This is a genomic window from Gilliamella apis, assembly GCF_002142155.1.
Lineage (GTDB): Bacteria > Pseudomonadota > Gammaproteobacteria > Enterobacterales > Orbaceae > Gilliamella > Gilliamella apis.
Map to the genome: position 1 here is coordinate 1 of NZ_NASD01000047.1, position 1,172 is coordinate 1,172.

The following is a 1,172-nucleotide window of genomic DNA, read 5'->3' on the forward strand; positions in this document are numbered from 1 at the left end:
TTAGCAACAACACCAGCACCAACAGTACGACCACCTTCACGGATAGCGAAACGTAAACCGTCTGCCATTGCGATTGGGTGAATTAATGATACTGTCATTTTGATGTTATCACCTGGCATTACCATTTCTACGCCTTCTGGTAATTCAATAGTACCTGTTACGTCTGTTGTACGGAAGTAGAACTGTGGACGGTAACCTTTGAAGAATGGAGTATGACGACCACCTTCATCTTTACTTAGAATATACACTTCTGATTCGAAATCTGTATGTGGAGTAATTGAACCTGGTTTTGCTAATACTTGACCACGTTCGATTTCTTCACGTTTTGTACCACGTAATAATACACCTACGTTCTCACCAGCACGACCTTCGTCTAGTAATTTACGGAACATTTCTACACCAGTACAAGTTGTTTTAGTTGTTGGTTTGATACCAACGATTTCAACTTCTTCACCAACTTTGATTACACCGCGCTCTACACGACCTGTTACTACTGTACCACGGCCTGAGATTGAGAATACGTCTTCGATTGGTAATAAGAATGGCTTATCAATGTCACGCTCTGGTTCTGGAATGTAGCTGTCTAATGCTTCTGCTAATTCTACAATTTTGTCTTCCCATGCTGCATCGCCTTCTAACGCTTTAAGCGCTGAACCACGAATTACTGGTGTATCGTCACCTGGGAAATCGTATTGAGATAGAAGTTCACGTACTTCCATTTCAACTAATTCTAATAATTCTTCATCATCAACCATATCACATTTGTTTAAGAATACGATGATGTAAGGTACACCTACTTGACGACCTAAAAGAATGTGCTCACGAGTTTGTGGCATTGGACCATCAGTTGCTGCTACTACTAAGATAGCGCCGTCCATTTGTGCCGCACCAGTGATCATGTTTTTAACATAGTCAGCATGGCCTGGGCAGTCTACGTGTGCGTAGTGACGAGTTGGTGTATCGTATTCAACGTGTGAAGTATTGATGGTGATACCACGAGCTTTTTCTTCTGGTGCGTTATCGATTTGATCGAATGCACGAGCTTGACCACCGTATTTTTTAGATAATACTGATGTGATCGCTGCAGTTAAAGTTGTTTTACCATGGTCAACGTGGCCGATTGTACCAACGTTAACGTGGGGTTTTGTACGTTCAAATTTTTCTTTAGACAT

General features: G+C 41.6%; 1 protein-coding gene. It reads right to left on the bottom strand.

From position 1 onward, the window contains the following. Window positions 1-1,172 (bottom strand): elongation factor Tu (gene tuf, locus B6C84_RS11420; protein WP_086319674.1); only part of this gene is annotated, 1,172 nt, incomplete at its 3' end.